5 protein-coding genes are annotated in these 6,650 nt (G+C 73.8%); 2 read left to right on the top strand and 3 right to left on the bottom strand.

The annotated features are described in order from the left end of the window. Window positions 1-43 precede the first annotated feature (43 nt). On the top strand, window positions 44-1,033 hold the full coding sequence (locus UW392_RS04935) for a serine hydrolase domain-containing protein (protein WP_320773619.1): 990 nt from the start codon (window positions 44-46) through the stop codon (window positions 1,031-1,033). Between the two features lie 68 nt (window positions 1,034-1,101). Here the strand turns inward: UW392_RS04935 and UW392_RS04930 are convergent, their stop codons facing one another. The 3 genes from UW392_RS04930 to UW392_RS04920 form a co-directional block, all read right to left on the bottom strand. Continuing rightward, window positions 1,102-2,484, bottom strand: coding sequence for a carbohydrate-binding protein (locus UW392_RS04930; RefSeq protein WP_320773618.1), 1,383 nt, complete (start codon window positions 2,482-2,484; stop codon window positions 1,102-1,104). Between the two features lie 144 nt (window positions 2,485-2,628). Further along, window positions 2,629-4,293 carry an alkaline phosphatase D family protein gene (locus tag UW392_RS04925; protein WP_320773617.1) on the bottom strand — a complete coding sequence of 555 codons (1,665 nt, stop codon included), beginning with the start codon at window positions 4,291-4,293 and terminating at the stop codon, window positions 2,629-2,631. 259 nt (window positions 4,294-4,552) lie between these two features. Continuing rightward, window positions 4,553-4,975 (bottom strand): PPOX class F420-dependent oxidoreductase, encoded by a 423-nt coding sequence (locus UW392_RS04920; protein WP_320773616.1) that lies wholly within the window; start codon window positions 4,973-4,975, stop codon window positions 4,553-4,555. A gap of 422 nt (window positions 4,976-5,397) precedes the next feature. Between UW392_RS04920 and UW392_RS04915 the strand changes: the two genes are divergently transcribed. Further along, on the top strand, window positions 5,398-6,603 hold the full coding sequence (locus tag UW392_RS04915; protein WP_320773615.1) for a beta-1,3-glucanase family protein: 1,206 nt from the start codon (window positions 5,398-5,400) through the stop codon (window positions 6,601-6,603). Window positions 6,604-6,650: the final 47 nt, after the last annotated feature.

Raw genomic sequence — 6,650 nt, 5'->3', positions numbered from 1 at the left:
TCGCCGCGCCGGCCTCCGGCCGCGGCAACGGCTCGCCGCCGCCGTGAGCGCGGCCGACGCCCCCGACGTCGTCGTCGCCGTCTCCCGGTACGGCCGCCGCACCGTCCACAGCGGCGGCACGGCCCCGCCCCCGGCCGTTCCCCGCGACACCCTGCGCTACGAGATCGGTTCGGCGTCCAAGACGTTCACCGGGCTGCTGCTGGCGCAGCTGACCCGGAACGGCCCGCTGACCGGGGGTGAACCGGCCGCCGCCTGCCTGGACCCGGCCCGCCGGGGCGCCGTCCCGCCCGCGCCTTCCCCCACCACCCCCATCACCCTCGCGCACCTGGTCACCCACACCTCCGGACTGCCCGCCCTGCCCGCCGGCTTCTTCGTCCGGGCCCTGCCCGCCTGGCGGACCAACCCCTACGCGCGCTACCCCGACCACCGGGTGATCGACGCCTTCCTGCGCCACCGGCCACGGCACCGGCCCGGCACCCGGTGGTCCTACTCCAACTTCGGCGTCGCCGTGCTCGGCCACGCCCTCGCCGCCGTGACCGGCACCCCGTGGGAGGACCTGCTCACCGGTCAGGTGCTGCGCCCGCTGGGGCTGGACGGCACCGCCCTGCGGCCCGCGGGAGGGGCCGTCGACGCCACGGGGCACCGCCGGGACGGGCGCACCCCCACACCCGCCCTGGTCACCGGCGGCTTCCAGGCGGCCGGCGCCGTGCGGGCCACGCCGCACGACCTGCTCACCTTCCTCGAGGCGCACCTGGACCCGGCCGGTTCACCGCTCGCCGGCGCGCTGGAGGCGGTACGGCGGCCCGTCCTGCGCCGCGGCCGGGGGCACCGGGAGGAGCACACGATGACGTGGTTCCGGCACCCGGCCGACGGCGGGCCGATGTACTTCCACCTCGGGGCGACCCTCGGCCAGCAGGCGTTCCTGGGCTTCCGCCCGGACACCGGCACGGCCGTGGCCGCGCTGTGCACCCGCCGCTTCCGCGCCCACGACCCGTTCGTGACCGCCGCGTACGGGCTGCTCGCGGAGGAGTAGCGGGGGAGGACGGCCGGGGGGCCGCGTCCGTCCTGGACGCGGCCCCCCGGGACGGGCACCCGCTCTCCTCAGAGGCGCTGCCAGAGGGCCGGCGTGCTCGCGGGCGCCCAGGCGCCCTGTGCCTGGTGGTCCTGCAGGCACTGGTACCGCACCCCGCCGTACGTCACCGTCGAACCGACTTCGTAGACGCGGCTCGTGGCCCAGCTGTCGGCCGCCCCGCTGTCCTGCGGTCCCGGTGTCTCGGCGGACCCGGTGGCCGTCTTCAGGGTCAGGGTGTACTGCTGGAGGATCGGGTTGACCGGCTGGTAGTACGTGGTCCCGCCGGACGTGCAGTCGCCGGAACCGCCGGAGGTGACCCCCTGGGCCTGGGTTCCGGAGATGAAGGACCCGCCGGAGTCGCCCGGCTCCGCGCACACCGTGGTCTGGCTCAGACCGTTCACGGTGCCCTGGCCGTAGCTGACACTGACGCCGTGCTGTTCGACCGCGCCGCAGTGCCAGCCCGTGGTGGAGCCGGAACGGCAGACCGACGCCCCGACCAGCGACTGCGCCGAGCCGGCGACCTGCACCATCTCGTTCCCCAGCCCCTTGACCTGAGGCGTAGCGGTCCAGCTGCTGGTCACCCCCACCCACGACATGTCCGCGCCGGGAAACACGGAGCCCTCGAAGGCGCCCAGTTCGCTCTTGTCGTACCCGGTGGTCTTGTCGCCCGCCTTCCCGCAGTGCCCCGCGCTGACGAAGCCCTGCTTCTGCGTCGCGGCCGACATGACGGAGAACCCGACGGAGCAGCGCACGGAGTCGGCGATGTAGTAGCCGTCACCGCCGCGGAGGTCCGCGAGCGCGCGCGGCCGGGTCGCCGAGACCCGGATGCCCACGTCCTGCACGGCCACGCCGGCCGCCTTGAGGAAGGCCTCTGCGGCCGGCCGGTTCGTCGCCTGCACCATCACCCGGTTGGCGGGCACGTCGACGTACCAGACGGGGGTGTCCAGGGTGCTGACGCGGGCGGCCGACGCGTCCAGCTTGCTCTTGACCGCCTTCAGCTCCCGCAGCGCCTTCCGCACCACCGCGGCCTTGGCCCCCTGCGCCTCGATGGCGGCCACGTCGGCGGCGTCGGTGGTCGCGACGGTCAGCTCCGCGGACGTCGTCCCGCCGAGCCAGGCACCCGCGAAGCGCGGGCCCAGCGTGTTGTGGAGACGGCCGGCCCGGGTGCCGGCCTCCGCCTCGTTGACCAGCCGTGCCGCCGCCTGGGACGGGGTCAGGCCGAGGTCGCGCTGGAGGGCGCGCAGCACCTCCGGCGACGGCCGGTCGGCGCCGAGCGTCTGGGCGGCGGAGGGGACCCGCGCGGGGGTCGGCGGCGGGTCCGCCGCCACGGCCGGGGGCAGCCCCGAGAGGGCCAGCGCGCCGAGAACGGTGAGGGCGGCACGACGCCCGGCCACCGCGTGTCTGTGGACCATGCGAGTTGTCTCCTTCGGGAGCGGTGGAAAGAGCCGTCGGTCCGTAGCTTTTGCCGAAATATGCCTAAAACATGTCAATCGGACAGCGCTTACGCGCGTCGGGGGACCAGAAGGTCGCCAAGTGCAGTACCGGTTCCCGGCGCCTCAGGCGGGCTTCAGGCCGGGGGCGCCCGCCTCGGTCACGAAGGACGCGGCCGTCTCGATGGGCGCGCCGGGGGTGGTCACGGCGGACACCACCTTGAAGTCGGTCCGCGCCGCCTCCGCCCCCAGTTCGATGCGTACGTAGCCGCGCCGCCCGTCGTACCACTTCAGGTGCGGGTTGGCGGCCATGTACGTGGCCCAGTTGGACGGGCGCTCCGTCCCGTCCCGGCCGCTCGTGACGGACGTCGTGGTGATCTCCGTGCCCAGCGTGCGGGACGCCGGGTCGTCGAAGTCGCCCTTGATGTCGAAGGCGTACCCCACATGGACGTCGCCCGTGAGGACCAGCCAGTTCTCGATCCCGGCGGCGGTGGCCGCGGCCGTCACCCGCTCGCGTGAGGCGCGGTAGCCGTCCCAGGCGTCCATGGAGACGGTCGCGTCCGCCTCGGTGCCGAACCTGCGCTGCGAGAAGCACACCTGCTGCGGCATCACGTTCCACCGGGCGGTGGAGGCTCGCCACCCGTCGGCCAGCCAGCGCTCCTGCGCGTCCCCGGTGATGGTGCGCGCCGCGTCGTCCGACTCCGGGCCCGGGCTGTGCGGCCCGCCGCCGTAGGCCTGGTCGGACCGGTACTGGCGGGTGTCGAGCACGTCGAACTGGGCGAGCGTGCCCCAGTGGAGACGGCGGTACAGCCGGGCGTCGGGCCCGGAGGGCAGCTGGGCCTCGCGCAGCGGCTGGTTCTCCCAGTAGGCCCGGTAGGCGGCGGCCCGCCGCACCAGGAAGGCGTCCGCGGGGCCGCCCTTCTCGTCGACGGCGCCCGCGTAGTTGTTCTCGGTCTCGTGGTCGTCCCAGGTGAGGATGAAGGGGTGCGCGGCGTGGACGGCCCGCAGGTCCGCGTCGCCCTTGTAGAGCGCGTACCGCAGCCGGTAGTCGGCGAGGGTCTCGGCCTCCCGGTTGAAGAGGTCGGGCAGCTTCACGTCGGTGTAGGCGCGGGCCCCGCCCGCCGCGTCCACGGCGTACTCGTACAGGTAGTCGCCGACGTGCACGACGACGTCCACGTCGTCCTCCGCGAGGTGCCGGTGCGCCGTGTAGTACCCGTCGTGGTACGCCTGGCAGGAGACGGCGGCGAGCCGCAGGCGGCCCGGGTCGGTACCCGCGGCGGGCGCGGTGCGGGTGCGGCCGGCCGGGCTCAGCCAGGTGCCGGCGCGGAAGCGGTAGTGGTACTCGGTGCCCGGCTCCAGCCCCTGCACGTCGACGTGCACGCTGTGCCCGTACTCCGGGTGGGCCTGGGTGACGCCCCGCTGCGCGACGAAGAGGAAGAACTCGTCCTCGGCCACCTCCCAGTGGACGGTGACGCGCTCCTGCCCCAGCCCGCCGTCCGGCTCGAAGGGCTGCGGGGCGAGCCGCGTCCACAGCACCACCGAGCCGGGCAGGGGGTCCCCGGAGGCGACGCCGAGGGTGAACGGGTCGTCGGTGATCCGGTGGGCGGGACGCTCCCGGGCCGCCGAGGCGCCCCGGGCCGGCCTGCCGGTGGTGAAGGCGAGCGCGGCGGCCGCGGCGGAGGCGGTGAGGAAGCGGCGGCGCCCGAGGTGCCGGGACGCCTCGCGCAACACGGCGTCCTGCGGGGAGAAGGCGTGTTCGAACAGTGGTCCGCGACGGCCCTTGGGCGCCATCTGATGTCCTCTCGTACGGGGCGGGCTGCGCGCCCCGGGCGCGTCGTACGACAGCGTCGGCCCAAGGAGGCGGCTCCTGCATGCTAAGCGGACAAAATGCGCAAGCGCGGCAGGGAAGTGCGGCTGCGTGGCGCGGTCCGCGCGGCGCCTCACGCAAGAGGCCGTGCGGGAGGCCGTGCGGAAGCCGTACGAGGGGCGGACGTACGCCGGGGCCGGGCCGTGCAGTCGACGGCCCGGCCCCGGGAGGGAGGGGGAACGCTCAGGCGGACGCCTGGTCGCTGTCCCGGTGGGCGCCCCATCCGTGCCAGCGCTCGATCTCGATCCAGGCGCTGACCCGGGCGCGGTCGCGCTGCGCGTACGGCTGGTCGAGGTAGTGGCGCGACAGCCGGTCGATGTCGGTCAGGTCCGGGTCCTCGCGCATCTCGACGACCCGTCCGATGAGGGTCACATGGGTGTACCAGTCCTCGCTGTCCAGGACGGTCAGCGTGACGCGCGGGTCCTTGCGCAGGTGGTCCAGGCGCTTGCGGCCCTCGTCCATGTTGATGAGCACCCGGCCGTCGTCCCAGAGGTACCAGGTGGCCGTGGACACCGGGTGCCCGTCGGACCGCACGGTGGCGATGACCGCCGGGTTCGGCTTCTTCAGCTGGGCCACCGCGGCCTCGGGGAGGGGCGGCTTCGACATGAGGTCTCCTTACGGGTCTTCCCTTGGGGTGCCTGCCCCGGCGGTGGTCCGTGCCGGGTGACGCACCGCGTGGTGCACCGGGTGATCACCGGCGGGTCCACGCTGTCACATTCCGCGGGCGGGTTCCTGTACCGCCCCGGCCGGAGCGGCACCCGGCCGCGCGAGGGGCCGGAACGCCTTAAGTGATCCCTAAGGGCGGGTTAAGCATCCCTGTCGTGAGCGAGCGTTCACAAGTAAGCCCAGGTCAGGGCCGTTTGAGGGGGCTGCCGGGCAGTTGGCCGGGTCAACTGGCGTGCGTACAGTCATGATCGGTCCGCGCCACCGACGCACTCCCGGGAGCGCTCTCATGCCGCGCGCGTCGCGTCGGACCGCCCCCCCCACACCGATCCACGCCGCGCAGAGCACCAAGGAGAGTCCCCCTCATGACAGCTCGTCACCAGCGCCCCCTCGGCCGCCGCAAGATGCTCTTCGCCCTGGGCGGCGCGGCGGTGGCCGTTCCCGCCATCGCGGCGGTGGCCCCGCACGCCCTCGCGGGCCCGACCGGGAGCGAGGGGGCGGGCACGAAGGCCGCGGGCGCCCTTCCGCTGACGATCGTCAACAACAGCGGATCGTTCGACAACGCCTCCGTCCACGTCTACGTCGTGGGCAACCAGGACGGCCGGCAGGTGCGGCTGACGCCCGAGGGCACGCTCGCGCCGATCTCCGCCTCCGACAACGGCGCGGACGGCTTCACCGACTACGCGATCAGCCTCGCGAGCGGCGCCGAGACCAGGCTGACGCTGCCCTACATGTCGGGCCGCATCTACGTGGCGCTGGGGCAGAAGCTCAAGTTCAAGGCGGTCACGGACGGCAACGGCAACGCGGCCCTGCAGTACCCGGCCGGCTGGGTGAAGTCCGACCCCAACTACGCCGTGCTGCACGACTGCGCCGAGTTCACGTACAACTCGGCCGGCATGTTCTGCAACACCACCATGGTCGACATGTTCAGCGTGCCGCTCGCCATCCGGCTGACCGGTGCGAAGGAGCAGACGACGGGCACCGTCCGCGCCGGCGGACGCGCGGCCGCCTTCGCCGCCGTCCGGCGGGCCGAGGGGTTCGCGGACCTCGTGGTGGACGACACGCGCATCATCGCGCCCGGTCACGGCCTGGACGCCGGGCTGTTCGCCAAGGACTACTTCGCCCCGTACATCGACGAGGTCTGGAGCACCTACACGGGCCGGGACCTCACCGTCACCACCAACGCGGGCACCTTCACCGGCCGGGTGCGCGGGGAGCGGTTCACCTTCGACGGTCCCGCCGCGGTGTCGTTCGCCAAGCCGTCCACCCGGGACGTCCTGTTCTGCGACGGCAACCTCGCCGCGCCCAACGACGGCACCACCGGACCCGTGGCCGCGGTCCTCGGCGCCGGCTTCAACCGCTCGACGCTGATCAGCCACCCGTCCCAGCCCACGACCGACGCCTCGTCCTTCTACCGGACGGACCTCACCAACCACTACTCCAAGGCCGTCCACACGGCCACCGAGGACGGCCGGGCGTACGGCTTCGCCTTCGACGACGTGGCCGACTTCGCCTCGTACATCCAGGACACGGCGCCGACCGGCGTGCGGCTGACGCTCACGGCGATCTGACCGTACGACACGAGGGGGCCCGGCCGGTGCACCGGCCCGGCCCCCAC

Source organism: Streptomyces sp. CRN 30 (genome assembly GCF_034105845.1).
Note: the sequence above shows the minus strand (reverse complement) of the source record. Positions and strands in the feature narration are given on the sequence as shown.